Below are 26,151 nucleotides of genomic sequence, written 5' to 3'. Positions count from 1 at the left end.
GATTTCGCACCGTGTGTGCCGTTTAGTAGCTTGTTACCACCGAAAGAAGTGGTTTCTGCGATACGGTTTAGTTCGTCATTTAGCGCGGTCACTTCTTCTTGAATCGCAACACGTTCTGCTTTCGAGTTTGAACCGTTTGCTGATTGTAGAGACAAATCACGCATACGTTGAAGAATGTTAGTGGTCTCGTTCATTGCACCTTCAGCAGTTTGTGCAATCGAGATACCGTCGTTCGCGTTACGAACAGCCACATCCAGGCCACGGCTTTGTACGTTCAAGCGGTTCGAGATTTGAAGACCCGCAGCGTCGTCTTTCGCGCTGTTGATTTTGAAACCTGAAGACAAACGTTCCATAGAAGTTTGTTGTGCTGAGTTTGCGTTGTTTAGGTAACGCTGAGCGGTCATCGCTGATACGTTTGTGTTTACATTCACTGCCATGGTGATTTCTCCAATTGATTTTCCGATGTAGCGGTTTCCGACGTCTCGGAAAACCAAGTAGTTCTCTCAAAGTTACCTCTATTAACGACACCAAATTCAGAAGCTTTAGAAAAAAGTTTAAAAAAATAACATTGCGAGATTTAGCTAATAAAATTGAAGAAAAGTAAGAAAAAGTGCTCAAGTTTCCACAAATCGAGCCGAGAGGGCCAAATTGTATAGAAAACCAGCGAAAGGAAACAATTGAAGATAAGTTCGCAGACGATAGACGTAAGAATTAGAAAAGAAAAAGCCCCTTTTCCTTTGAGAGAACTGGGGCTAGGTTGGTCGCCAGAGCCTATGTGGAGATCAAGAGAAATGAACACATTTCCGGCATACCGAGTGCAACTTTACATTGAAAATGATTGGCAGGTGAGAGATGAGAGAGCCGCTCATTCTATTGTAAAGTTGCTTGCCAAAAGCCTGCATTCCCATCCACGTCTGAATGTATTGAGCACAGGCTAAGTAAACTACTGCAATAGTGACATTGCAGAGTTTGGCAACTGTTTCGCTTGAGCAAGAATCGATGTTCCTGCTTGTTGCAAAATTTGTGCTTTGGTCATTTGCGTGGTTTCTTTCGCAAAATCTGTATCTTTAATTCGGCTGTTCGATGCGTCAACGTTTTCTTGGATATTCGCCAAGTTGTTGATGCTGTGACTCAAACGGTTTTGCTTCGCACCTAAGTCTGCACGTTGCGAGTCTACGTATTTCAGTGCCGAATCCAGCACAGAAATCGCGTTTTGAGAACCTTGTACCGTGGTCATATCAATATCTTGTACTGACGTTCTGATAGGTTCATCACTCAGGCCAAGCTCAGATGCTAATCCACCAGAAATAGAAATCTCACCCTGAACGTTTGGATGCGCGACAAAAACTTGCAACTTGCCATCTTCACTTACAGACGCATTAATCATATCAGACTGACCATTAATGTAAGTGGCAAGCTCTTCGATGTCGTCGCCCGCTTTGGCATTAATGTTGATTTCTAGATCATCAACATTGCCGTCTTCGTCTTCACCCATACCTGGTAGCGTGATCTTCAAGTCAGATTTAGCTGGGTCAACACTCCAGTTTTTATCTTTACCGTTCTCAGATAAGAAGGTCACACCGCCCATGCGAGTATCGTCCGCACGAATGCTGGTGAGTCCCATGATCATGGCTTCACCTGAGCTCGCACCAATCTGGAATGCTGCTTCACCGAATGAGCCGTTCAATAGACGACGACCACCAAATGAAGTGGTTTCTGCAATACGGTTTAGCTCGTCAATCAATGCCATTGACTCTTCGTTGATCGCCTGACGCTCAGCTGGAGAGTTAGTACCGTTCGATGATTGAATCGCAAGGTCACGCATTCGTTGCATGACAGAGGTTGCCTCATTCATCGCACCTTCAGCGGTTTGTGCAATCGAGATACCATCGTTCGCGTTACGCATTGCGACATCTAGGCCACGAGACTGTGCAGTTAAGCGGTTAGAGATCTGTAGACCTGCCGCATCATCTTTTGCACTGTTAATCTTATGTCCTGAAGATAAGCGCTCCATCGACGTGTTTAATTCATCAGTCGCTTTGTTTAGGTAACGCTGCGCGGTCATCGCGGAGACGTTAGTACTAACTGTTACAGCCATTTTGCTCTCCTGTTGAGTTCGCAAGCTTTTGCGAAGCGGCCAGCTTTACTCTCATTTGGATAAGCACTGACCGTAAAAGTTACTTGCTAAATCTGCCTTAAACGCAGGGTTTAGAATCTCTAAATCTGTTCTGATATTTTCAATACAATTTGTGTGCCAACTTGCGTAAATTATTTAACTGCTTTTAAAAGAATCAAATAAACAATAAGTTAGCTTTATCATTAAGCTATTTCAGGTTTGTCAGACTCATCTTAGCCCAAGGGTATTGAACGCTGCCCTGTTGCCGCCCGACTTGCCTCCCGCCTCATTGCCGCTTTGGGTAAAATCGTGCCGCATGACATCTCAGACTCTCAGGTTACGCCGACTTATCGCGCTTAAGGCTTTGCACATAAGGCATCAAAATCAGACAATGTGTATGAGTGCCATACTAGATGTAGTTAAACAACGTTAGATCTTTGGTCTTACCGAATGCTTGTTGCGATGCCTGTAACGCTCGCGAGTTTTCACTGAACTCGATCACGGCTTTAGAGTAATCCAAGTCCTCAAAGTTGCTCTTCGCTTTTGCCAGAGAAAAATTAAAGTCTTCATGATTTTGCTCTTGGATATCCAGCGTACTCAATCGAGCACCGGCATCTGTACGCGCTTTATTCAAATGGATAAAAGCAGCGTGGAATTCTTCTGTCATTTGGTGCAATTTGGCGGTCGCCGACGTATCCGAAACCGATTTGTCTGACCATGCCATTGCATCCTTGAAGGTATCGAAAATGCTGAACTCTGCCCGCTTTTCGATCTCAATGCTGTCACCAGGCGTAATTTGGCCTTTTACGTGCACTTTCAGGCCTTTGTATTCAATCCCTTTCTCTGGAGAAAACTCATCGGCATCCACTACTTTGCCGTTACGCTCTAATTGGTAACCAAATTTGCCGTTATTCATATCGACAAATGTCACGCGATACGCCGCATCATCCTTCGTATCAACGTTAGTGGCTTTGTTTAGCAACAGCTCAGAGCCGTTTTGTAGATCGTAATTCGGCTGATAATCGCCAAATGGGTTTGGTATCTCCATAAACAGCTTGCTGCCAGGATCGTTCATTGGCATCTCGAGCATGCTAGAGACTTTCATTTTGCGCTGATAATCGTCCCCAGCGTATTGAACACTACCGTCTTTATCGCGATAGAATGGTTGGCTTTTTGGCTTAGTACCCGCAAACACGTAGTTACCAGATTCATCTTGCGAGTTCACTAAGTTAAGGAAGTTGTTCGCAATCTCTTCTAACTCACGCTTCTTTGCTTGTCGGTCTTCAGCAGAAAAGGCACCGTTAATCATCTCCATCGTTAAGCGCTTCGACTCGTCGGCAAAATTCTCCGCATTGGCGATATTAACTTCGTGGTTTTCTAGACGATTACGCACCAACACTATCGAGCTAAGATATTGTTGTAGCTGTTCTTGTTGCTGACTAATGTTTTGGATGTAATGCGCAGCGAGGGGGTCGTCACTAGGTTTCAGTAACTTTTTCCCTGAAGCAAGTTGCTCTTGGTTGTGGTGAACCTTATTCTCTTGACGACGCAGATCATTTTGTACGGACTGATAGTTATGGAAACTAGAAATTCGGGTTAGCACTTATCTCTTCTCCTTACCTCAGTTGTAAAATGGTATTGAAGGTATCATTCGCCGCTTGCATCACACGTGATGAAGCCATGTACGCTTGTTGAAACTTCATCATGTTGGCCGCTTCTTCATCGAGGTTAACGCCAGAAATAGAAGCAACGCGCTCTTGCGCCGCTTCATGCTCTAAACGAGCGACGGAGGCTAAACGGTTTGCTGTAGAAGATTTCAGTCCAACTTCAGTATTGAGGTTATGATAAACATCGATCAAGGTACTGGATTTTCCATCCATCATCTTGTCTGTTTGGATCTTCTGCATTTTTCTCAAGTTGCCGTTACCACCTTCAGAAGGCACCAAGTTTGCGGTGAATTTATCATTCATCAGTGCGCCTTCGCTCAACTCAAACACGGTTGCATCGCCGTTTTTATACAGCGGATGGCTTTTCGGCACTGAGATTTCAATCATCGGGTTATCTTTATCTAACGGGTATGAGTATTTGTCCGATAGTAAATTACCCTTGTTATCCGTGATCTTTAACCACGGCTTATCATGCTTCTCGTCGGCTGGTTGTACGGTAACCTCAAACTCTTTAACATCCCCCGCCTCACGAATTTTAAACTTGGCGTTACCTTGGGCAAAAGTGGTTGAGGCTTCATAACTTTGTGCGGCAATAGCTTTTGCGTCATTGGTTTCCATCTTTATGATGGCTGCACCACTTCTCGTTGGGCGGAGCAATACGCGCTCACCGGCGCCAAGGCCTTCACCAATTTGCACTTTCATACCATCCAGAACAAACGACGAATCCGAACGGTCGATGTTCAACGACATTTGCTCACCTTTCGGTGTTGTCACGCTGTATTGGTCGCCATCAAAACGCAGCGAATATTCACCACCTTTGATCGCGGAAATGTCCTCGATGTAAACCGCAACATCAGCTTGTGAGTCAGGCGCAGCAAAAACTCGAGATTTTGCCACCAGCTCAGAGTTCACGTCGGTAAATACGTCTTTACCTATCTTGCCGTTGAGATCCAGACCTTGAGATTGCAGCTGATTAATTTTGTAGGAAAAGCCCGTCGCTAAACGGCCCATTTCATCTTGCAGTTGTGGGATGTGTTTGTCGCGCATTTCAAGTAAAGCGCCGATTTTGCCATCCATATCATCAGACTTGATCGCTTTAATGCCATTCCCTTCCACCATTGCTAATCGTCTTTGATGAACATCCGGATAGCCATCGATCATTTTGAGCTGGCTTGCTTCCGTGCCAGAAACAAGAGTGTGTCCATTGCCGATATGAACATTAAACCCTTCCGCATTTTTGCGTGGGGTTACGGTAACTTTGGTGTACTCTGACAGCTCAGTAACCAGCTTTTCATGCTGATCCATCAGGTCATTATGTGGACCGGGAGTACGCATCATCAGTCGATGAATATCGCGAATTTCCAACGCAAGTTGGTTAACGCGCTCAATGCCCATATCCAATTTTTTATTGGTGACATCAGATTGCAGTCGCACGGTTTCGTGGAAATCATTTAATGTATCAGAGAAGATTTTCGCCTTTTCCAATACCACTTTTCGTGCCCCTAAATCGTTCGGGGTATCTGCCATGGTTTTTACCGCATCGAACCACTCATTCAGGTTCTCAGGAATTTTCTTCGATGCCACAGAGCTCAACATACTAGAGAGCATATCAAGATTGTCTTGGGTATCCGTTTTGTTGGCATTGTTGGTCGACGACAGGTTCAGTTCATTCACGGCAAACTGATCCCACGAGCGGCGAACATTTTCCACATGCACACCCATGCCGTAGGTAGAACCACCAAACATGCGCGGATCATTCGTGCCTTGGATAACAGACTGACGGCTATAACCCTCTGTATTAACATTAGAAATGTTATGACCAGTGGTGTTTAATTGTCTCTGAGCAGTAAGCACACTTTGAGTACCTACATTCAGAAGATCTGACGCCATACATGCCCCCGAAAACGAAATATAAATCGGCAAAACCGATCACCTAGACACATTAAAAGCAAAAGATGTGCCAAGTGATAGAAAGGCGTAGATGTTCAGATAAAGTGAAGGCTTGCACTATGGCAAGCCTTCGAGAACGTCATAAATTGTCGCAGAGACATTACATACTTTCGATTTTATCCTTCACCTGCAGGACTTTATCTGCGTAATTCGGATCGGTCGCGTAACCCGCACTGTGGATACCGCGAATAAACAACTCTGAATTCCCGCGTTTCTGCAATGCTGTCTCGTAACGTGGGTTGTCATTCAAAAATCGTACAAAGTCATTAAAGCTGTCTTCGTAACTTGAGTAGGAGCGAAACGCTGCCGTCTCTTTCACTGGCGTGTTATCGTGGAACTCTAAAGTTTGAGTCGTCACTTTGTCACCCTGCCAGCTTCGATCTGCTTTGATATTAAATAAGTTGTTGCTGCTGCCACGCGCGTTCTTCACGACCTTTTGTCCCCACCCCGTTTCCAAAGCGGCTTGCGCAAGTAGCAGAGATGGCTCGACTCCTAGGGCTTTCGCAGCTTTCTCCGCGTATGGCTTCATCGAGTTAACAAAGGATTCTGGTGAATCGAATCGAGTGGGTTCATTGCTTGGTCGAGATAGTTGACCAGATTCAATCAAGCGCTGTTCAATCTCGCGCGCTTTTTTCGGGTCAACACGACGATATTCCGCAGCATTGTTTGCCGCATCACGCATAGCCGTTTCTTTTTTGTCGTTCCCTTGCCCAGCCGTTAATTGCTTAACAATCATATCGGCCAGTCCCATTGAACCAGACGAACTCAATTCACTCGCCATCTGTTCATCCAACATTTGTCGGTAGAACTTCTCGTTTTGGCTGTTCATCATGTTGGACTCAAAGCCCTCATTGGCTTCACGCATGGATTTCAACATCATGGAGGTGAAGATCGATTCGAACTGACGAGCAGCCGCATGCAATGCTTCTTGCTCGCCATCTTTTCCCTCTTTCACTGCTTTTTGACGCAGAGTGTCCAGAGAACTGATGTCATGGATAAAACCAATGTCGTTAGGATTGTTCATTATACCTACCTCCTAACCATTAAATGATGATCAACTGGCCTTCAATGGCACCGGCTTGCTTCAATGCTTGTAAAATTGCCATCAAGTCCGAAGGCGCAGCCCCGACTTGGTTCACGGCACGGACCAAATCATCCAACGTTAAGCCTGGTTCGAACTTAAACATTTTGCCTTGCTCTTCGCTGACTTCGATATCCGAGTCTGGTACGACTACGGTTTGCCCACCAGAAAAGCCGTTAGGTTGGCTAACATTCAGGTTTTCTTTGATCGCAACCGTCATGCCGCCGTGCGTTACTGCTGCTGGTTTAAGACGCACATGCTTACCAACTACGATGGTGCCCGTGCGAGAGTTAACGATGATTTTGGCTGCACCATCTGCTGGGTCAAACTCTAGGTTTTCGATTGCCGATAAGAACGCAACACGCTGGCTGACGTCACGAGGAGCACGCACGCGCACAGATGTCGCGTCAACAGCGCTCGCCATTTGTGGGCCGAGGAAGTTGTTTACAGCATCCGCCATACGTTGAGCCGTTGTGAAGTCTGACTCAAGCAAGTTGAACGTGATGTAATCACCACGACCAAATGGGTTTGGAATTTCTCGCTCTACTGTCGCACCACTAGAGATAAGACCAACGGTTGGATTGTTACCTACGATTTTAGAACCGTCAGCGCCTTCAGCACTGAAGCCGCTCACTACTAAGTTACCTTGAGCAACCGCGTAAACTTGACCGTCGAGACCTTTGAGGAACGTTTGCAGCAAGGTGCCACCACGCAAACTTTTAGCACTTCCGATGGAAGAGACAGTCACGTCCACTTGCTGACCCGGTTTAGAGAAAGGCGGCAATTCTGCCGTAACCATGACTGCGGCAACGTTTTTAATTTTTGGCTTTGTGCCTGGCGGCATCTGAATGCCGAAGTTTTGCAGCATGGCGGCGAAACTTTGCTCTGTAAACGGGTTCGCTTCACCCGTACCAGGTAAGCCTGAAACCAAACCATAACCCACGAGTTGGTTGCTTCGTACACCTGCCACTTGCGCGACGTCTTTGATACGTGCGGCTTGGGCTACGGTAGAAAACAGAGCAACGCTCATCAGTACTAAAAGGAGTTTTTTCATGCTTACTTATCTCTTGCAGTCAAATTGCCGTCAGCACGGCGTGTTATAGCGCTACATTAAAGAATCGTGCCAAGAAGCCTGGCTCTTGCATATCTTGTTGCAAACCAGTCCCTGAGTATTGAATTCTTGCGTTAGAAACGCGATTTGATGCAATGGTGTTGTCGAAATTAATATCATCCGGACGAATAGTGCCACTTAAACGTATGTACTCATCACCCGTATTTAGCGTCATCCACTTCTCACCGCGGATCACGAGGTTGCCGTTTGCCAGTACTTCGATCACCTCAACAGTGATGTAACCACTGATGCTATTGCTCTGCTTTGCAGAAGAGTCACCTGCAAATGAGTTGGAGTTGTTTAAGTCATAAGAGAAATTATATTTTCCGCCAATTTTCAGCTCTTCTCCGCCCACTTGAAGCGGGTCCATTTGCGCTTCATTGGTTTTCGATAAATCGGCATTTGCGCTTTTCGTCGCACTGGTTGTCTCATCCAGTGTTACGGTAATAATGTCGCCAATACCACGTGGTTTAGAATCGTCGTATAGATCGGTAATGTGCTCGGCGCTAAACAACGAACCTGTTGCAGCAGCGTAATGCTCAGGCTTGTTTTTCGGATGAATTGGAGCCCAAGCAGGGTCGCCAGCAACCGGATCACTTCTACCACGTAAAGTATCTACAATACCGCTGCTCTCTTCTTTCGATTTATCGCCTTCTACTGCGTCGACCACAGTGGTTGCTTGTGTCACTTCATCCGTTTCAATCGGTTCCAACATGGCACAGCCCGACATCGTAGCAATCAAAGCGAGTAGGCAAATACGTTTCATCGTGAGCTCCTCAAATCTTGCTCTTAATCGTTACAATTGCTGGTTAACGAAGCTCATCATTTTATCGACTGACGAGATCACTTTTGAGTTCATTTCGTAAACGCGCTGGGCTTCGATCATGTTGACCAACTCTTCTGTTACATTCACGTTGGACGCTTCCAGCATGGATTGACGAATTTCCCCCAAACCGTCCAAACCAGGAACACCCTCTTGTGGATCGCCACTGGCACCCGTTGGTAAGTAAAGGTTCTGACCAATTGGCTCTAGGCCACCCGGGTTAACAAAATCTGTAATGGTTAGCTGACCAACGACTTGGTTGTCTTGCTGACCTCGGACGCGAACCGACACTTCACCATCCGTACCGACAGTAATAGAAATCGCATCTTCTGGAATCACAATTTCAGGCTCTACAGGGTAGCCAGAACCCGACGTGACTAACGTGCCTTCACCATTTAGCGTGAACTGACCGTTACGGGTATAACCGATGTTGCCGTCCGGCAATGTCACTTGAAAAAAGCCGTCGCCTTCCACCATCATGTCCAGTGCGTTGGTCGTTGTCTGTGCATTGCCGTGCGTGTGCACTTTTTGCGTCGCAACCACTTTAGAACCCGCACCTAGCATCAAGCCACTTGGCAGTTCCGTGTTCTGAGATGACTGGCCGCCAGGCTGGTTGATGTTCTGATAGAACAGATCTTCGAATACTGCACGGCTCTTTTTGTAGCCGACAGTAGAGGCGTTCGCCAAGTTGTTCGAAATCGTGGCAATGTTGGTTTGTTGGGCGTCTAGACCTGTTTTACTTACCCATAGTGCTGGATGCATAGTGAACCTCTAACTCTGTTAACTCATACGAAGCAGTGAATCTGAAGATTTATCCATTTCTTCAGCTGTGCTCATCATCTTGACTTGCATTTCAAACTGACGTTGTAAGTCAATCAATGCGGTCATTTCACCTACGGCATTCACGTTACTGCCTTCTATCGCTCCCGTCTGGAGGCTAACAGTCGCGTCTGCTTCGTAAGGTTGGTTTGGAGTTTTATGGCGAAATAAGCCATTGGTGTCTTTAAACAAGCTTTGATCATTAGGCTTAACAAGCTTAATGCGATCAACCGCTTGGAATTCTTCTGCCGGGGCACCTTGAGGAAGTACAGAGATGGTGCCATCCCGACCGATTTCAATTTTGGAGAGAGGAATAGGCAAAGTAATCGGCGCGTCGTTTTCACCCAGCACCAAATGACCACTTGCGTTGGTAAGCATGCCATTTTGATCGACTTTTAGGTTGCCGTTACGGGTCAACCCTTCTTTCCCTGTGTGATCGAGTACCGATATCCAACCGCTGCCTTCAATCGTCACATCCAGATCACGCCCTGTTGTAATCACGCTACCTTGAGCAAAGTTATGCCCTGGACGCTCTGTCATGCTGAACACACGTGAAGGATGGCCTTCACCATAAGCCTGCATTGAGCGAGCCTGTGCTAAATCAGCCCGAAATCCGGTCGTGCTTACGTTAGCCAAGTTATTAGCGCGCAATTGTAGTGCCTGCATATTTTGCTTGGCGCCACTCATTGCGAGAAACAGTGCGCGATCCATAAATTACTCCAAAAAATCTCTCTGTACACGGAGTAAAAGCAATAGTTATGCCAAAACAAAAATAGGCTTATCAATCAATACCTTGAATTAACAATCAACAATTAAAAGAGGTCAATAGGGGCAGAAAACTGTAACGAGAGGCAAGGTTTTGATCCATACGGCGGCAACAGCGGCAAATCGTAGATCAAAGCATGCTTAGCCTGAGTGAGGTGTATTCAGGCTAAGCATCAGATGAATGTCATGATGAAAGTGAACAAAGCGGTAATTACTAAGAAGCAATCACACGCCATTGCTTACTCAAGCAGAGTATCGAATGACCCAGCTAGTGCTCTAGCGGATCTGTAAGATATTCTGTTGTAGTTGGTTGTGTACTTCGAGCGAACGTGAGTTTGCTTGGAAGTTACGCTGAGCAGAGATCAGGTCCACCAACTCCTGCGTCATATCAATGTTTGACTGTTCCAGCATACCGTTATTGATGGTGCCGAAAGAGCCTTTATTTGATTCACCCCAGATCTTGTCACCAGAGAACTGCGTTGAATCCCATTGAGTGCCGCCTTTCTTATCCAGACCTTGCTCGTTTGGAACACGTACGAGAGCAACACGACCCAATGTAACGTTTTCACCGTTTGAGTAAGTTCCCAATACGCTGCCGTTTTCATCGAAGTCAACTTTGGTTAGGAAGCCCGTCGTTGCACCGTCTTCGTCAAACTTAGTCAGTTCGAACGGAGCCGCAAACTGTGTTGCTGAGCCTAAGCCGAAGTTAAGCGTCTGCGCAGGATCGGCACCATTCATATCGACTGGTGTCGTGTTCGTCGCCGGATCGCCCAGAGCCACAGAAGTGATTGGCTGACCATTGTTCAAGCTCGCCAACGTACCATCGTTGTTGAACTTCATGGTATGCCCCACATGACCTGTTGGCGTTTGCGCATCACCAGCCGCAACATTTAAAGGCTTTTCACCTTCTTTATCTGTCACGGTGTAGTAAGTGTTCCATGTATTTGGCTGAGTCTGATCTTTCAAGTAATACGTCGTTAGCTTGTAAGACTGACCCATCGAGTCATAAATTGTCGAAGAGGTTGAACGGTTGTATGTATCTGGGTCTGAAAAATCAAACTGCGTTGGATCTTTCAAATCGCCGTTCGCTGGCAAGTTCACACCCACTTCAATGTTTGCTGTTTGTTTTGGCTTACCAAATTCAGCAGGAATATTGATGGGTTGTGGCTCGTATGAAGAAACCTCACCAGAGCTTGGGTCCACTTGGTAACCTAATAAGAACTCGTCGTTCGCGGTCACCATGTAGTTTTCTTTATTTAAGTGAAATGCACCATTACGTGTCAGTTCATTCTGTTGTGGAGTTAGACGCTCTTTCGCTACAGCGAAAAAACCTGTCCCCGAAACACGCAAATCCATTGGGTTGTTGGTGTAAATGCTAGAGCCTTCATGGAACTGCTGTGCCACTTGGCTTGCTTGCGCACCACCACCCGGTGTGGTTTTTGCGTTAGTAAATAAAGAGTTAGAGTAGACATCAGCAAACTCAGCACGGGACTCTTTAAAGCCGTAAGTGTTGGCGTTCGCAATGTTGTTACTGGTGGTGTTCAAATCCAGTTGGGCGGCGGACAAACCGCTTAAAGATACATATGACATTCCAAAATCTCCTAATCTAGCGAGCTATGACTACGCTTTGCCGACTTCCAATACTTCTGCAAGTCGAACTGGCGATTCAAAACCAGCCAGATTGAGTAATACGTTTCCGTCACCTTTGCCAAGCAATACGCTGTTTACGTTGGCATACGTCGATACTGGGAACTCTTGCGACTCCCCTTCAACTAAGCCAGACGCTTTCACTTTGTATTTGCCAGCTGGCAGTGGATTTCCGCTTTCATCTTTACCGTCCCAAAGCACACGCGTGTCGCCGGCTGGTTTCGCCCCTACCTCAAAGGTACGAACCAGTTGGCCAGCTTCATCCTCTACACGAACAAACAGATTATCGATAGATTGTGAAAGCTTAACCATTGCCGCCATTGGTGCGTCGTCCTGCTTCACACCTGCTGCTCCTGGGACCAATACGTCACGCCCTACCAAAGAGGAAGCTTGTAACGCTTGATTTGATGTCATTGACGAATTCAAACTCTCAAACTGAGTGTTCATCTTGCCAATGCCATCAACGGTCGCAAATGAAGCCATTTGCGCAATCATCTGGTCATTACTTACCGGCTTAAAAGGGTCTTGCTGAGACAGTTGCTTCGTGAGCAATGATAAGAAGTCTTCCTGTTTTAGATCCTGCTTACCCGTGCTCTCTTCCGCTTTCTTGTTACTCTCTTGTAGACTTTTAAGCTGGTCGATATAGGACAAGCCGCTTTGACCAACGTTGTTAATTCCGGCCATACGCTACCCCCTTATCCTTATTGACCCATCTGCAGCGTACGCAGCAGCATTTGTTTACTAGAATCAGCGACCTGTACATTAGTTTGGTATGCACGAGAAGCTGAAATCATGTTTGCCATTTCTTCCATTACATTGACGTTAGGCTTGTAGATGTAGCCTTCTTCGTTTGCTAGGGGATGGTCTGGGTTGTACTCCGCATTCAGCGGTTTATCACTTTCTACAATACCCATCACTTTCACTGGCACCGTATCACCGCCACGCATGGCGTTACTTAACTCTGCACCAAACACTGCATGACGCGCTTTGTAAGTGTCTTTCGCAGAGCTGCTGACACTGTCGGCGTTCGCCAAGTTGCTTGAGGTAGTATTCAGACGAACGGATTCAGCGCTCATTGCGGAACCTGTCACATTGAAAACGTTAAATAAGCTCATCTAAATTATTCCCCTTTGATTGCTTTGGTTAAGTTCTTGAATTTGCTGCCTAGAAAGTCGAGTGATGCTTGGTGTCTGATTTGGTTTTGCATAAACAAGTTACGCTCTAAATCCAAGTCTACCGTGTTGCCATCTCCCGTATCTGGTTGCGTAGGAAGACGATATAACTTGTCCCCAACCAACGTTGTAGTGGCAGGAATATGCCGACCATCTGTGCGACTAAGACCAATGCTTGCCCCAGATGTTGCCGCTTGCAATTCCTTCGCAAAGTCTAAACCTCTTGCTTTGTAACCAGGCGTGTTTGCTTGTGCGATATTGGTGGAAATCACCTCTGCATTGCGCTCACGTACGCCCACCGTGTGCTGGTGGATCCCTAGTGCATTGTCAAAAGATATAGCCATGTTTGCCTCTACAATTAAGAACTGACCGTGATTGATAACCAAAAAGCAATTAGCATGCCAAAACCTAAAGCATTACACCAACCTAGTGGTTACCGTGAATTGAAATAGCAATAAGTGAGCCAAAGTAACTGGAATGTCATGTCGTATCACTTTGTTCACTTAATAAAGATACACCGTGTTGAGGGCACAAGGCAAAAACGCGCTTCAACTAATTGAGTGATACATGAAACGCTCGGCGCAGAAAGGTAACAAACAAAAAAGCCTGACACGAAGTCAGGCTTTTCTATCAATGAAGAGATACCGCTATTTAAGCTTGTAAATGATGCCCGGATTACAGCGCACCATTTCAAATTTATCAGTCAGACCAGTTAGCGACTCTGATGCCCCTAACAGCAAGTAGCCACCAGGGTTTAAACTGCTCGCCATTTGGTTAAGCACTTTAGATTTCATTTCTGGAGAAAAGTAAATCAATACGTTACGACAGAAAATGATGTCGAACTTACCCATCAGTGCGTAACTGTCCATCAAGTTTTGTGGACGAAAGTTCACCAAACGCTTGACGTTATCTTTGACTTTCATGCGACCACCGTCCGCATTTTCAAAGAAGGTGCGACGACGTTCTGGTGAAAGCCCGCGACCCAAAGCCAAGTTGTCGTACACCCCTGCACGACACATCTCGAGCATACTTGCCGAAATATCTGTGGCTGTAATGGACACGTTTGGTAACAAGCCCGGCTTGCGCTGTTGCGTTTCCAGGATCGTCATTGCAATAGAATACGGTTCTTGGCCCGATGAACTGGCAGCAGACCAGATCTTAATTGGGCGCTTGCTTGCCGCTACTTCTGGCAATAATTTGTCAGCTAAAACCGTGAACGGATAAGTATCTCGAAACCACAAGGTTTCGTTAGTCGTCATCGCATCCACAGCGGCGACTCGTAATTCTCGATTACGCCCTGTAACAACATCACGTAGCAAATCTGATAACGATGCGAGCTTAAACTTCGTCACTAAAGGACTCAGTCGGCTACGCACGAGGTATTGCTTGCTATCACCTAACACGATGCCACATTGCGATTCTAGAAAACGGCTAAAGTCACGATACTCTTGATCACTGATTGTAATAGCAGTCATTAATGTCTCTTTTATTGTGTTAATGCAGATTTAACCGCGTTACCCAACTCATCTGGGTTAAATTTCGCAATGAAGGTGTTGGCACCTACACGCTCAACCATAGCTTGGTTGAATACACCACTTAATGAAGAATGGAGGATAACATAAAGGTCTTTCAAATCGGCATGTCTGCGAATTTCAGCCGTTAAGGTATAGCCGTCCATTTCTGGCATTTCAATATCGGAAATAACCAACGAAATTTGATCGTAGATATTGCCTTCTTGAGCCATTTCAATCAACTTATTGTACGCTTCTTTGCCGTCTTTGACAGATACGACCTCAAAACCGATGGATGTAATCGCACGCTCTACCTGTTTACGCGCGACCGTCGAGTCATCAGCAATCAGTATGCGGCGTACAATAGGCTTTTCTTGTTCTGCTTGTGCGATTTCTTCGCCAATAGCGGAATCCATCGTTTCATCAACTGGCGCAATTTCTGCCAGGATTTTTTCAACGTCAAGGATTTCAACCAGCTCATTGTCAATGTTTGTCACGGCAGTCAAATAGTGCGCTTTACCTGCGCCGTCTGGCGGTGGCAAAATCGCTTCCCAATGCATATTGATAATACGCTCAACCGATGATACCAAAAATGCTTGGATCGTACGGTTAAATTCTGCAATAACAACAAAACATTTATCTAAATCAGTGGTTGGGCGGCCACCAATTGCCAGGCTCAAATCAATAACGGACACGGTATGGCCGCGGATATGAGCGATACCTTTAACCAGAGGGTGTAGATTTGGCATTGAAGTCAGCTTAGGGCACTGTAGTACTTCTTTCACTTTGAATACGTTAATGCCGTAGCGCTGTCGGCCCATCAGTCGAAAGGTCAATAATTCCAATCGGTTCTGACCGACGAGTTGCGTACGCTGATTCACCGAGTCAAGAATCCCCGTCATATGCTCATCTCCATCTCAAACTTTTTGTTTTTAAATGATACTCTACCACTGGCAAGCACGATACCAGGGAGACAGTATGGCGTATTTCACTTTCACTTCGACACCATTGACTATGACAATATGTAGAGCGCTAATTACAAAGTACGCTAAGTCTATCGGCATTTTGCTCAGTATGTTTAGCTTTTTTGTTCATTCAGCTTCAGATAATCAGATCGAGCAAATAAAAACAGCAGCAGAACAACATATTCTTGCTACGGTTGATCAGCCTGATGGTGGCGAGCTATCTGTTAATGCGGCAGAGATCGACTCGAGAATAAAAGCAACGGATTGCCCTGTTCCGTTAGATACATCTGCCTCTTCCACCAGCAGCACGAGAAGTAACATCAATGTGTTAGTGGAATGCCAACCGGATGACTGGAAAGTCTATGTCCCTGTGAGGATCTCTGTATCAGTACCAATGATCGTCGCTACACGAACACTAGGGAGAGGAGAAATCGTCAGCGCATCGGATGTTACCACTTCCATGATCGAGCTACAGCGCTTTCGTAAAGATGGATTTTCTAGCTACGATCAAGTGGTTGGGGCAAAGCTAAAGCGTAATGTTCGTTTAGGCGATGTCGTAGAGAGAAATGATGTTTGTGTGGTATGCCGAAATGAAAAGGTCATTATCAAAGCGGTGAATTCTGGCATGACGATCACAACGCAAGGCACAGCATTGCAGGATGGTTCAGCTGGCGATCAAGTAAGAGTGAAAAATGATAAGTCACAACGTATAATAGAAGGCATAGTGACTGACATTGCGGAAATCACTGTTAATTTTTAATACCCACTGGTAGCGTGTTTAAACTGATCAATAAAAATGCAAAAAATGACTAAAGTTATTTTTGCGCTGGTCGATAGTCTGGATACCAGTATTACGATACAAGGCAAAGGTTAAACATGGCAGGTATAGATAATATACGTTCAGGGCAAATGATGACGACAACAAGTCGCGCACCTGCACGTAACGATTCCAATGCTACCAGCACGACAGAATCAAAAAAAGCGCCAGCGCAACAAGACGCAGTATCACTCAGCCAGCAAAGTAAAGCCGTCAGTAAACTCCAGAAGGATATGGCAGCTTCTCCGGCATATGACAGCGCCAAAGTTGCAGCAATCAAAGAAGCTATCACAAACGGTTCATACAAAGTCGATCCTGAAAAATTAGCTGACAACATGATTAAGTTTGAAAACGAATTGCAAGGCAAAAGCTAACTGACTTAGGCCGAAGGTAAGTATTTTATGGCAGCATTAGTCGATCTCGTTAATTTCCAGCTAGAAAATGCTAAGGCACTTTCCGCTGTTTTACGCCAAGAAACACAAGCAATCACGGCGCGTGTCTCTACCGAGATTGAGAACATAGCCAAACAGAAGATGACGCTCATTGATCAGCTCAGAACAACTGATCAGCGAATCGCCTCTCACCCGCACGTCAATCAACTTACTGAAGATGAGCACCTAAGTCAGGTTGTTGCTCAAATCCAATCGATCGTCCTCGACTGTCAACAAGTTAACCAAGTAAATGGCGAATCGCTTAGTCGCGCACAGCTGAGTTTCAATAAACTCAATAACATGCTTCAGCGAACTCATGGCAAAGTGGGCATGACCTACAATGCCGGTGGCAAAACCCATACTATTTCGACACTTGGCACCAATATAAAAGCCTAAACGTCACTCCTGCCCCACCATCTCTAGAATGTAGATATAAAAAAGCGACTCATTGTTGCCAATCAGCCGCGGGAAAGATTATCTGGTCTTCTGAAGTAATGCGCTTAGGGCATTAGAACAAGGTTTGTTGACGCTTCTCAGGCACCTGTTGAACTTCTCCGTAATCACGTAGCTTATCCATTTTACGGATATCCAGACGCAGCTCAGTCACATAACTGTCTTCAACAAGATAACTACGCACAACTTCTGCACCACGAATTACACCATCGACGGCACCAGTGGTGCTTTCAATACCCAAACGTTGGTCTTGCAGCTCTGCACGTCCACTAACACGCATGCCATAAACTTGCTCTGCTAGCTCACGATAAGCATCAATTTTTGATGCACGCATCGCTCGTACACGCTTTTCTTCTACTGTGCGGCCTGTTTGCTCACTGACACTGGCGTAACCCACTGCCACTAAGATTTCATCTTGACGCATCTGTTGTAATGGCTGACACCCCACCAATATCAGTGTGGCAACAATAAATAATAACTTCTTCATGCTTCTATCCTATGGACGCAGAATCACAGTGTACGGCTGACGAATGGTTGGGTCTGAGCGAATCAACACACCATCTTGTGTGCGGATGCTATTTAACGTATCTAAGTCACGCCCAATACGGTCAGCCGGAAGGAAACCTTGCGCTGTCGCTACAACTACACGGCTTTGCATGCCAACCACGCGTGCATTGACAAGCACTCCGCCCTCTTGGCGCAGCATTGTTCCGGTCAGTACATACTGAATTTGCTGCTCTTGAGCTAAATCTTGCCAATCACGACTTAAAGCAAAATCGCCCTGCTGCGTCACTTGAATAGAGCCCGTAGTTTTGAAATCAACCACTTTAAACCCTCGGCGCTGAAACTGATGGATAAAACCTTCAGAGACCGAGTTACCTAACCAGTTTGTTGCATCCATATTTTGTAGATCAACAAACGAGGTAATCGCAATCGGTGTCCGCGCTGATACTGCCACATTAGAAACCATCAGGTCTTCTGTCATGCTCTCAATGAAAAAGTCCATCGTATGACGCGGACTATCCATCAGCATGAACTGGCTTCCCGAGTACGGTTCTTTACCATTGTAAATCGGTGAGTACGCGCACGATGTCAGAAGCGTCATCATCGATGCGGCGACAAGCCACTTTTTCATGGTTTGATTCTCCAGATAATCTTAGGTGATACCGTTCTTTATTAATTCCTTTCCAAGAAAGTGAATATTGGAACAGTCTTTGCTTTTCTTTGTTTGCCTAACGAAGAAAAACCCACCAAACTTCACTGAATTTGTTAAAGCAATATTTATACCCGAACGGTTGTAACCAATGAAAAAAATATTAAACAGTCTGTTTTCAATCACTTTAGTGATGCTTGTGCCTTTTAAGGTCATGGCATCTTGGTATGAAGTCACAGGCGTTGCCACCATCGTTTCTTCAGAAGAGACGGCAAGGCTCCATGCGTTGGAAGACGCGCTGTTCAAAGCCGTCAATTTTTCGGGCGCAGATATTGGCAGTATTAGCAACTTGATGCCGCTATTAGAAGAAAGCCGCAACGAATACCAGTTTACCAATCATGAAGTCCGTTACATTTTGGTCGAGTCTGAACGCAAACGTCGCGGTAAAGTCGAGGTAAAAATCCGCGTTGATATTTATCCATCGGCAACGGGTTGCCACACCGATCAATACAAAAAGACAATGCTGGTCGGCAATATTGAGGTCGCATCACCACAACAAGCAGTGATGGGACAAATTTATCAAGTTGGTGACGATTTTAGCCACGTAGTGAACCGTCAACTTGATCAAACCTCACGCAGCTTTGTGTCTGTTGGTACAACGGACTACTCAATAAGCAGCAACTATCCTGCTCGCACTCAAATGATCGCACAAGACAATGGCGCACAATACATCATTGGAGGGGTCATAACCGATCTCACTGCAACGGTCGAATCTCAACTATTGCAAGATGACATCATCAATCGTCAGTTTGCGTTAGAAATGAAAGTATTTGATGGTAAAACTGGCCATGAAATCTTCAACAAAGCCTACCGTGAGGTCGCGCGTTGGCCATTTGCTAAGACGAGTCAAGTGGACACTCGTAGTGCACGTTTTTGGGCATCGACCTATGGCGAGATGATGCTTCGCGTTAGTCGCAATATTATGTTGGATCTGGAGTCGGAGCTATCTTGCAAAATTACACTGCCAGAGGTTGTGGCAGTCTTCGGTAATACCGTAACGATGGATCTCGGCCGTATGCACGGCGTAAAAGAGGGAGACAAATTACAGCTTTGGCACACCGCGTCGTTTATCGACCAAAATGGATTGCCAAGAAACAAAGTCTCGCAAAGCGAAATTACATTAACGGTATCACGCATATACGAACACGAAGCGGAACTGACGATTGATCAGCCAAATTTAGCGTCTAGCGTTCAAATTGGCGACGTAATGAACAAGATCCTATAAAAGCAAACATTAAGTCTTGAGATATGCTCACTTTTGAATATCATAGGCAGCGCATCTTATTTGATTATACCAATGACCGTAGCGAATCGTTCAACGTGATGCTGATACAGATCTGGTAGATTGCTAGATTTGAACTCAGTAAAACAGTGCAATGAACTGCAACTATTGGTATTACGCCCCCATGGCACAGCTGGATAGCGCAGTCCCCTCCTAAGGGACAGGTCGTAGGTTCGAATCCTACTGGGGGCGCCATATCATAGCCTTAGCTCCCACTTGAGCTAAGGCTTTTTTGTATCTTCAATTTCAAGCCTCGCACTGCTCCCCCTAGTACATCGTGTTAGATAATCTTCCCAGTAATCAATATGATCGGATCGGGTGTTTCGGTTACGGGATAAACCCTTCTACTGATCTGACTTCTTCCCCTTGAAATCATTTCAACAAGCCCTATTTACAGTTTTGTATTTTATTACTTTAATTATCTATGAGTTTTGCTTACCCTTTTAGCTATTAATAAAATTATTAGTTAGCACTATGTCTAAGAGCAATTTAATAACTAACACTGGACACCGCTTTATTTCTAAAGGCAAGACAGCCTTTAAGATACATATCCATACCCCCGAGGATACGGTACTACACCGCTCGGTAGGATTTGTTCGTATTGGAGAAAAGAAAGGCTTACAAAAAGCCATTAAGCTGAGAAACGAGTTAGGCCGGCAAATGTGGGGCAAATTCTGGCGACGTCTTTTGAAAGACCCTTACCTAATGACTAGGCTTCCACATAGCGTTGAGCCTAAAATCGTTCACAAGCCTAACCCTACTCTTGAAAACCCTGACAACCGAGATACGTGTTACATCGCCAAGTGGCGAGAGTTCAATGATGACGGTGAGTATAAATATAAAACGGTGGTTCGCTCTATTAGTAAGTACGGCAAACTTGCCGCCTACATGCAAACCAAAAAAGCGTTGTTAGAAGCACATAAAGATAACTTGGAGATCCTGACATTTATGGGGCGTTTAAACAGCATTGATCTTAAGTAATACCTGGCCACTTTGAACATTTCAGTCAGTTTTTTGAAGAGAAATAAAAAGCCCCAAAGAGCGAACTCTTTGGGGCTTTCAGCTTCAGTCTTCTATACTACGGTCGAATAGGAGCTTATTGCTGAACTTGGTATTCAAATTCTGGAACAACGACTTCTACGCGACGGTTTTGTTGACGACCTTCACGAGTGTCGTTTGAAGCGATTGGGTTGTTTTCACCTTCGCCACGAGCTTGGATACGTGATGAATCAATACCTTTTTCAACGAGTGCGTTAGCAACAGACTCAGCACGTTTTTCAGAAACTTTTAGGTTGTAAGCTGCTGGACCAGACGTATCTGTGTAACCTACAACTTCAACGTTCGCTTGTGGGTGCTCGTTTAGGAAAGCAACTAGGTTATCAAGTTTTGCAGCGCTCTCTGGTTTTAGAGTTGTGCTGTTTAGATCGAAGCTACCTGTACCAATTGTTTGAGTTTCGAATGTTTTCGTAACTACAACTGGCTCTTCTACCACTTCTTCTACAACCACTTCTTCTACAACAACTGGCTCTTCTACGATTACTGGCTCATCGTTGCCGCCGAATTTGAAAGAAACACCTAGTGTTGCAGTGTTACCTGTCGCACGAGTTACATCGTTGCTGATGTCAGTCAGTGTTTGGTATTCCGCACGAGCTGTTACGTTTTGGCTTAGGTTGAATTCAAGACCAGCCGCGCCTAGGTAAGAGTAATCATCTTTGCCATCAAACATTACGTAAGCGCCACCCACTTTACCGTAAAGTGCGATGTCTTCAGTGATTGGTAGGCTAAATTTAGGAGCAAGAGTGATTGCTTCTACGTGGCCACCGAAAGAAGTTTGGTTAAAATCACCGATGTTGTCGAAACCCGCTTCTACTGCGAAGTATTTATTCATTTCGTAACCAACAAAAGCGCCAAGAGTAGAATCGTCTTTGTCACAAGCCTGGCCCGCTACACACGCGTCTTCCATCCATGACTTACCCATCTTACCACCAACGTATACTTCTGCTTGTGCTGCTGAAGCCATAAGTAGAGACGCTGAAATTACCGCTGCTAATTTTTTCATTATTGATTCCTCTAAAGAAGTTCTTTTGTTAGATGCCGAAATGCGCCGTCTGACTGACGTTGTATTTCAATTCTTTTTATTCATTCCTTGAGTGAGATACTTAGTCAGCTTCTTTTTATGCACATGCATTTTTTTTATGGAAGCAACTTACGTATATTTCCTGTTCAGTGATACATATCGCCATCTCGGTATCGCTGACGGGATGAACTATAACGCTAAGAAATCGCGAGAAAAATCCCAATTCTGTCAATTTATTGTCATCAAAAATCTCGACAACATGTGATCTTAAGCAAAAAAATCCCCACGCAATCACCACGCAAACGTTTGCTTTGTTTTTTGAAACAAAATAGCTAAAGCAAAGGTTTTTTCTTAAAAATGAGACAAACAAAATGGAACTTTAAGGAACATGGATAAAAATCAATCAGATATTTGATATATAATCGCTCGTTTTTTATTCATGCCAACGATATTTGGATTAAAAAATCTTATCCATATTGAGGTAAATTACAGGTGAAACCATCTCTTCATTCACCAATATGAGAGAAAGTTTCTCGTTATCTAAATTGAAGATACAAAAAAGCCGCGGTTGCTCACCGCGGCTTTGTGACTATTTATTCAAAAGAACGTTCAGTTCAAAGCAATTATGCGTTTGCTTCACGCTCAGCAATGAACTCAAGCGCCATCTTAATGCGAGCAATACAACGCTCTTTTCCAACCAGCTCCATTACTGCATCGACAGAAGGAGACTGACCCCCGCCTGTTACAGCAACACGTAATGGCATACCGATTTTGCCCATGCCGATTTCCAACTCTTCACATACTGCTGCGATAACGCCATCTTTGATGTTCGCTGTCGTCCACTCAGTTAGTGCTTCCACTTTCGCTAATGCAAGTTCTAGAGGCTCTTTAGCCACGCCACGTAGGTGTTTCTTCGCTGCGCCCGCTTCAAACTCAGAGAAATCTTCATAGAAGTAACGGATTTGCTCAGCTAGCTCAACTAGTGTGTTGCAACGCTCACCCACCAGCTTGATCACGTCAGTGATAGCAGGACCATTCGTTACGTCTAGTTTTTGTTGATCTAGATGCCATTGTAGATGCTCAGCAACGTACGCAGGATCTGAGTTCTTGATGTAGTGGTTGTTCAACCATTGCAGTTTGTCAGTGTTAAAAGCAGACGCTGACTTAGATACTGCGTTTAGGCTAAATAGATTGATCATCTCTTCTTGAGAGAAGATTTCTTGGTCCCCATGAGACCAACCAAGGCGCACTAGGTAGTTGTTTAGTGCCGCAGGCAGGTAGCCCATATCGCGGTATTGCATGACTGATACAGCGCCGTGACGTTTAGACAGTTTCGCGCCGTCATCACCCAGGATCATTGCACAGTGTGCAAATGTAGGTACTGGCGCACCTAGTGCTTCGTAGATGTTGATTTGACGAGGCGTGTTGTTGATGTGGTCTTCGCCACGAACAACGTGAGTGATACCCATGTCCCAGTCATCCACTACTACACAGAAGTTGTAAGTAGGTGAACCGTCAGTACGACGAATGATTAGGTCATCCATTTGATCGTTGCGGATTTCAATGCGACCACGGATTTGATCATCAAATACTACGCTACCTTCTTTCGGGTTACGGAAACGGATAACACATGGATCGCCATCTTTTGCCGCTTCGTTTGCTGCTTTGATTTTTGGATGGTTAGCATCGTAGCGAGGCATTTCTTTATTTGCTTCTTGCTCTGCACGGATTTCATCTAGCAGCTCTTTGGACGCGTAACATTTGTAAGCTTTGTCTTCAGCAAGAAGCTTATCAACCATTTCGTTGTAACGGTCAAAACGTTGAGTTTGGTAGTAAGGACCTTCATCCCACTCCAAGCCTAGCCATTCCATGCCTTCAAGAATTGCATCAACCGCTTCCTGAGAGTTACGCTCAAGGTCTGTATCTTCGATACGTAGAACGAATTCACCACCTTGGTTTTTAGCGTATAGCCAAGAGTAAAGTGCAGTACGCGCACCACCAACGTGTAGATAGCCAGTTGGGCTAGGAGCAAAACGAGTTTTAACCGTCATTTGAGTTCCTTAGGGGTAATGAGCAACGAGAGATCTCTCGTTGTAATGTCAAGGATAAAAGTGGCGACATTTTACCACCGTAAGTCAATTCTACAATCGGTTTGACACCAGAAATAAAAACAGGGCAGAACCAAAAAGGCACAGCCCTGCTATTTACTGTTAAAGCACGAGACGAAATTACTTCAGGTTACGCATTGCCCATTGCATAAATTCTTGCTGCTCTTCACGGCTCAATTCATTAAACGATGCTTTGATTGTTTTGGTTTCCGCTGGAGAAGACGCAATGCTTGCCTTAGTCGATTCTTTATTCATTGCGTTATTATAGTCGGCAACTTCTCGTTCGTAATCACGAAAACCTTGCAAACCACCTTTACGAAGTTGAACCATAGAGAATGCCACTTCTTTTCCGTTTTTGTCTTTCAATACCACTTTAGGATCGAGTTCGAAGGCTCTCGCCTCTTCAATAGTACGGAATGTTTGATAAGCCAGAGAAAGCTCGGTGTCTTTTTCTGCATCAAACTCTAATACCAGCGGCTGCGAATCGAATTTACGGCGCTTTCCATCTTCAAATACGATTTGTCCAACCGTTACCGCTAATTGGTTTTCCCCATCCTTTAACTCGATGCTGTTGTTCTTGGATATCCACTCAGGGTAGACGAACTCGCCGTTGAGAACGCGAGGAACTAATTCAGATTGCAGAGTGAGTTGAGCAGCAAAAGCTGGCGCCGAAAGCATTGCGCAAAGTCCGAGAAGTGTCGTTGTTTTTTTCATCATGGTTTCTCACTTTATACCAATTTAGATAAGACTCTAAAATTTACAGGCCAGTCATTTCAAAGGCTTATTTGAATAAGTATCAAGATAAAAAGGGCGTTTCCGCCCTTTTAGCTGCTTCTTTAGTTAGAAGTAGTATTCAACACCTACAGAGAACTCGTCGTAGTCAGCAGACTTCCAACGTGCTTCTGTTGGTTTATCTAATTGAGACGCACCGTCGCCAAAGTCTAGAGTACGAGCACGTACGTACAGCACTGCCGATGGGTCTACGAAATACATAACTTGTGCTGATAACACATCGTCCGCTGTATCGTTAATTTTCTTACCATCACGCTCTAGATCAAAGTTAGCGGCGTAAGCCAGTTTGTATTGCCAATCACCCGTGGTGTACATGATAGCGGCAGACATTGCATCTTGCTTTTCACTCACACCATTGCTTGCGTCCGCCTCCATGTATTTGTATTGCGCGAAGAAAGAGATTCCGTTATCAAACCAGCCTTGTGCCCCTACCAAGTACGTGTTGTTTTCCCACGTTTGGCTTTCCATCTTGATATTACGGTTACCTTCATATGCCGCATCTAACTGGATAGGACCAATTTTGTAGTGTGCTGCGATACCACCCCAGTAGTCATCCCCTTCACCTAGACCTGCTTTATCACCTGCACCAGCTGCGATATCTAGGGAGAATTTGTCAGCAAACATTGGAGAGTCCCAGCGGATAGTGTTTGATTGACGGTCTTGGTACTTGGCGCCTCCAATAGCACCACCCCAGTCGTATACATCGCCGAGACCAGGGTTAGATGCTGGCCAGTCAACCAATTCGTACATAGGTGTCAAAACGCGACCCAGACGAATTTGACCCCAAGATGCACTTTCAAAACCGACGAATGTGTCACGTTCACCAAGACCTGCGCCCTCGCCACCAAAGCTAGGGTCTACATAACCGCCTTCGATTTGCCAAATAAAAGTAGGGTCGAAGTTAGCAAATTGTTTTTTACCACGGAAACCAATACGAGATTCGTTGTTTAGCTGCATGCCACCCAAATCATCGTCCGTTGCTTTGCTGCCAGAATCGTAATCGCGGTACGCGGCCTGCATCGCGATGATTCCGTAAACTTCATAAGAAAATGAATCTTTGGTTAGAAACTCTTTTGCTGCGTCACTGTTTGCACCATCAGCAAATGCAGCACCACTGAACATCATGCCGGTAATTGCCGTGGCAAGTAGGCTTTTCTTTAGGTAAGACATTATAAACCCCTATATTTTTAGTTTTTTCCATTTTCAAATTCACTAACTAGGACATGGTAGGAACTTGAAACAGTGTTTGGACGGGGCAAATATGACAAACTTTTTTCGCACTAAAAAACTTTCGCTACAGCAATCTGAGCGACTTCAAAATGAGAAGATCAAAAATAAAATAAATCAATAA

General features: G+C 45.1%; 26 protein-coding genes and 1 tRNA gene. 6 read left to right on the top strand and 21 right to left on the bottom strand.

What is annotated here, in order from left to right; translation table 11 throughout:
* From R7P69_RS22940 to R7P69_RS22870, 15 genes are all read right to left on the bottom strand, one after another.
* On the bottom strand, positions 1-437 hold a 437-nt coding region (locus R7P69_RS22940), incomplete at its 3' end, for a flagellin (protein ID WP_140374088.1).
* Between the two features lie 506 nt (positions 438-943).
* Positions 944-2,098, bottom strand: a complete 1,155-nt coding sequence (locus R7P69_RS22935) for a flagellin (protein ID WP_005382038.1) — start codon at positions 2,096-2,098, stop codon at positions 944-946.
* 427 nt (positions 2,099-2,525) lie between these two features.
* Entirely contained in the window at positions 2,526-3,719 is a 1,194-nt protein-coding gene (flgL, locus tag R7P69_RS22930; protein ID WP_238952232.1) for a flagellar hook-associated protein FlgL, read from the bottom strand.
* 13 nt (positions 3,720-3,732) lie between these two features.
* Positions 3,733-5,673, bottom strand: a complete 1,941-nt coding sequence (gene flgK / locus R7P69_RS22925; RefSeq protein ID WP_085570131.1) for a flagellar hook-associated protein FlgK — start codon at positions 5,671-5,673, stop codon at positions 3,733-3,735.
* A 160-nt stretch (positions 5,674-5,833) separates the two neighbouring features.
* Positions 5,834-6,760: a flagellar assembly peptidoglycan hydrolase FlgJ gene (gene flgJ, locus R7P69_RS22920; protein WP_042522768.1), complete on the bottom strand. Its 927-nt coding sequence runs from the start codon at positions 6,758-6,760 to the stop codon at positions 5,834-5,836.
* 16 nt (positions 6,761-6,776) lie between these two features.
* Positions 6,777-7,868 (bottom strand): flagellar basal body P-ring protein FlgI, encoded by a 1,092-nt coding sequence (locus R7P69_RS22915; RefSeq protein ID WP_005393118.1) that lies wholly within the window; start codon positions 7,866-7,868, stop codon positions 6,777-6,779.
* 43 nt (positions 7,869-7,911) lie between these two features.
* Positions 7,912-8,691 (bottom strand): flagellar basal body L-ring protein FlgH, encoded by a 780-nt coding sequence (flgH, locus tag R7P69_RS22910; protein WP_017634834.1) that lies wholly within the window; start codon positions 8,689-8,691, stop codon positions 7,912-7,914.
* Positions 8,692-8,721: 30 nt separating this feature from the next.
* A complete protein-coding gene (gene flgG / locus R7P69_RS22905) occupies positions 8,722-9,510 on the bottom strand; it encodes a flagellar basal-body rod protein FlgG (protein WP_005382032.1) in 789 nt (262 codons plus the stop codon).
* 18 nt (positions 9,511-9,528) lie between these two features.
* On the bottom strand, positions 9,529-10,278 hold the full coding sequence (gene flgF / locus R7P69_RS22900) for a flagellar basal-body rod protein FlgF (RefSeq protein ID WP_005382031.1): 750 nt from the start codon (positions 10,276-10,278) through the stop codon (positions 9,529-9,531).
* Positions 10,279-10,608: 330 nt separating this feature from the next.
* Positions 10,609-11,922 (bottom strand): flagellar hook protein FlgE, encoded by a 1,314-nt coding sequence (gene flgE, locus R7P69_RS22895; protein ID WP_005382030.1) that lies wholly within the window; start codon positions 11,920-11,922, stop codon positions 10,609-10,611.
* Between the two features lie 30 nt (positions 11,923-11,952).
* Entirely contained in the window at positions 11,953-12,663 is a 711-nt protein-coding gene (flgD, locus tag R7P69_RS22890; RefSeq protein WP_005382029.1) for a flagellar hook assembly protein FlgD, read from the bottom strand.
* Positions 12,664-12,680: 17 nt separating this feature from the next.
* Positions 12,681-13,094, bottom strand: a complete 414-nt coding sequence (flgC, locus tag R7P69_RS22885; protein ID WP_005382028.1) for a flagellar basal body rod protein FlgC — start codon at positions 13,092-13,094, stop codon at positions 12,681-12,683.
* 5 nt (positions 13,095-13,099) lie between these two features.
* The gene (gene flgB / locus R7P69_RS22880; protein ID WP_005382026.1) at positions 13,100-13,495 is read right to left on the bottom strand and encodes a flagellar basal body rod protein FlgB; all 396 of its coding nucleotides are present in this window, start codon (positions 13,493-13,495) and stop codon (positions 13,100-13,102) included.
* A 303-nt stretch (positions 13,496-13,798) separates the two neighbouring features.
* A complete protein-coding gene (locus R7P69_RS22875; protein ID WP_005382024.1) occupies positions 13,799-14,626 on the bottom strand; it encodes a CheR family methyltransferase in 828 nt (275 codons plus the stop codon).
* 11 nt (positions 14,627-14,637) lie between these two features.
* A complete protein-coding gene (locus R7P69_RS22870; RefSeq protein WP_005382022.1) occupies positions 14,638-15,564 on the bottom strand; it encodes a chemotaxis protein CheV in 927 nt (308 codons plus the stop codon).
* A 76-nt stretch (positions 15,565-15,640) separates the two neighbouring features.
* Between R7P69_RS22870 and flgA the strand changes: the two genes are divergently transcribed.
* The 3 genes from flgA to R7P69_RS22855 all read left to right on the top strand — a co-directional run bounded on the left by flgA (position 15,641) and on the right by R7P69_RS22855 (position 17,271).
* Positions 15,641-16,387, top strand: coding sequence for a flagellar basal body P-ring formation chaperone FlgA (gene flgA, locus R7P69_RS22865; protein ID WP_005382020.1), 747 nt, complete (start codon positions 15,641-15,643; stop codon positions 16,385-16,387).
* A gap of 116 nt (positions 16,388-16,503) precedes the next feature.
* Positions 16,504-16,818, top strand: coding sequence for a flagellar biosynthesis anti-sigma factor FlgM (gene flgM, locus R7P69_RS22860; protein ID WP_005382018.1), 315 nt, complete (start codon positions 16,504-16,506; stop codon positions 16,816-16,818).
* 27 nt (positions 16,819-16,845) lie between these two features.
* The gene (locus tag R7P69_RS22855) at positions 16,846-17,271 is read left to right on the top strand and encodes a flagella synthesis protein FlgN (protein ID WP_005382015.1); all 426 of its coding nucleotides are present in this window, start codon (positions 16,846-16,848) and stop codon (positions 17,269-17,271) included.
* Positions 17,272-17,383: 112 nt separating this feature from the next.
* Here the strand turns inward: R7P69_RS22855 and flgP are convergent, their stop codons facing one another.
* Positions 17,384-17,815 (bottom strand): flagellar assembly lipoprotein FlgP, encoded by a 432-nt coding sequence (gene flgP / locus R7P69_RS22850; protein ID WP_005382014.1) that lies wholly within the window; start codon positions 17,813-17,815, stop codon positions 17,384-17,386.
* Between the two features lie 9 nt (positions 17,816-17,824).
* Complete coding sequence (locus R7P69_RS22845; protein WP_005382013.1) at positions 17,825-18,463, bottom strand: FlgO family outer membrane protein; 639 nt, start codon at positions 18,461-18,463, stop codon at positions 17,825-17,827.
* 169 nt (positions 18,464-18,632) lie between these two features.
* On the opposite strand from R7P69_RS22845, the gene R7P69_RS22840 reads away from it, so the two are divergent.
* From R7P69_RS22840 to R7P69_RS22830, 3 genes are all read left to right on the top strand, one after another.
* Positions 18,633-19,766 carry a flagellar assembly protein FlgT gene (locus tag R7P69_RS22840; protein ID WP_005382012.1) on the top strand — a complete coding sequence of 378 codons (1,134 nt, stop codon included), beginning with the start codon at positions 18,633-18,635 and terminating at the stop codon, positions 19,764-19,766.
* Between the two features lie 175 nt (positions 19,767-19,941).
* Positions 19,942-20,018 (top strand) — tRNA-Arg (locus R7P69_RS22835).
* 279 nt (positions 20,019-20,297) lie between these two features.
* Positions 20,298-20,804 (top strand): hypothetical protein, encoded by a 507-nt coding sequence (locus R7P69_RS22830; protein WP_005382011.1) that lies wholly within the window; start codon positions 20,298-20,300, stop codon positions 20,802-20,804.
* Positions 20,805-20,919: 115 nt separating this feature from the next.
* Here the strand turns inward: R7P69_RS22830 and R7P69_RS22825 are convergent, their stop codons facing one another.
* The 4 genes from R7P69_RS22825 to chiP form a co-directional block, all read right to left on the bottom strand.
* A complete protein-coding gene (locus R7P69_RS22825) occupies positions 20,920-21,882 on the bottom strand; it encodes an OmpA family protein (RefSeq protein ID WP_005382010.1) in 963 nt (320 codons plus the stop codon).
* 641 nt (positions 21,883-22,523) lie between these two features.
* Complete coding sequence (gene gltX, locus R7P69_RS22820) at positions 22,524-23,951, bottom strand: glutamate--tRNA ligase (RefSeq protein ID WP_005384075.1); 1,428 nt, start codon at positions 23,949-23,951, stop codon at positions 22,524-22,526.
* Positions 23,952-24,128: 177 nt separating this feature from the next.
* A complete protein-coding gene (locus tag R7P69_RS22815) occupies positions 24,129-24,725 on the bottom strand; it encodes a DUF2057 domain-containing protein (RefSeq protein WP_031780870.1) in 597 nt (198 codons plus the stop codon).
* Between the two features lie 123 nt (positions 24,726-24,848).
* Positions 24,849-25,970: a chitoporin gene (gene chiP / locus R7P69_RS22810; protein ID WP_005382007.1), complete on the bottom strand. Its 1,122-nt coding sequence runs from the start codon at positions 25,968-25,970 to the stop codon at positions 24,849-24,851.
* Positions 25,971-26,151 lie beyond the last annotated feature (181 nt).

It is taken from the genome of Vibrio sp. 661, assembly GCF_033339315.1.
Taxonomy (GTDB): Bacteria; Pseudomonadota; Gammaproteobacteria; order Enterobacterales; family Vibrionaceae; genus Vibrio; species Vibrio alginolyticus.
Note: the sequence above shows the minus strand (reverse complement) of the source record. Positions and strands in the feature narration are given on the sequence as shown.